Origin of the sequence: Actinomadura sp. 1N219 (genome assembly GCF_044326405.1) — a bacterium.
Classification (GTDB): domain Bacteria; phylum Actinomycetota; class Actinomycetes; order Streptosporangiales; family Streptosporangiaceae; genus Spirillospora.
Genome location: NZ_JBIRAY010000039.1, coordinates 1 through 892, shown reverse-complemented (window position 1 = coordinate 892; position 892 = coordinate 1). Strand labels below are relative to the sequence as shown.

General features: G+C 65.4%; 1 pseudogene. It reads left to right on the top strand.

Annotation, left to right across the window (positions count from 1 at the left end):
- Positions 1 to 892, top strand: a pseudogene (locus tag ACH35V_RS42265) (alpha-1,4-glucan--maltose-1-phosphate maltosyltransferase); the annotation flags it as partial.

The following is an 892-nucleotide window of genomic DNA, read 5'->3' as shown; positions in this document are numbered from 1 at the left end:
CCATCGCCTACGCCGAAAACCCACCCAAGAAATACCAGGACATCTACCCCCTCAACTTCGACCACGACCCCGACGGCCTCTACGACGAGGTACGGCGCATCGTCCGGCACTGGATGAACCACGGCGTCCGGATCTTCCGCGTCGACAACCCCCACACCAAACCCATCGCCTTCTGGGAACGCCTCCTCGCCGACATCGCCGCCACCGACCCCGACGTCCTCTTCCTCGCCGAAGCCTTCACCCGCCCCGCCATCATGCACACCCTCGCCAAAATCGGATTCCACCAGTCCTACACCTACTTCACCTGGCGCAACTCCCCCCACGACCTCCGCGACTACTTCCAAGAACTGGCCGGGCCCGCCGCCGACTACATGCGCCCCAACTGCTTCACCAACACCCCCGACATCCTCAACGAATACCTCCAGCACGGCGGCCGCCCCGCCTTCGAAATCCGCGCCATCCTCGCCGCGCTCCTCTCCCCCACCTGGGGCATCTACGCCGGCTACGAACTATGCGAGAAGACCCCGGTGCGGCCCGGCAGCGAGGAATACCGCGACTCCGAGAAATACCAGTACCGCCCCCGCGACTGGGACACCGCAACCCGCACCGGCACCACCCTCGCACCCCTCATCACCCAACTGAACACCCTCCGCAACACCCACCCCGCCCTCCAACAACTCCGCAACACCCACTTCCACCACATCGACCAACCCGAACTCCTCGCCTTCTCCAAACGCCACCTCAACGACACCGTCCTGGCGATCGTCAACCTCAACCCCCACCACCCCCGCGAAGCCACCCTCCACCTCGACCTACCCGCCCTCGGCCTCCCCAACGACCCCGAACTGGCCTACACCGTCACCGACCAACTCGACGGCGCCACCTACACCTG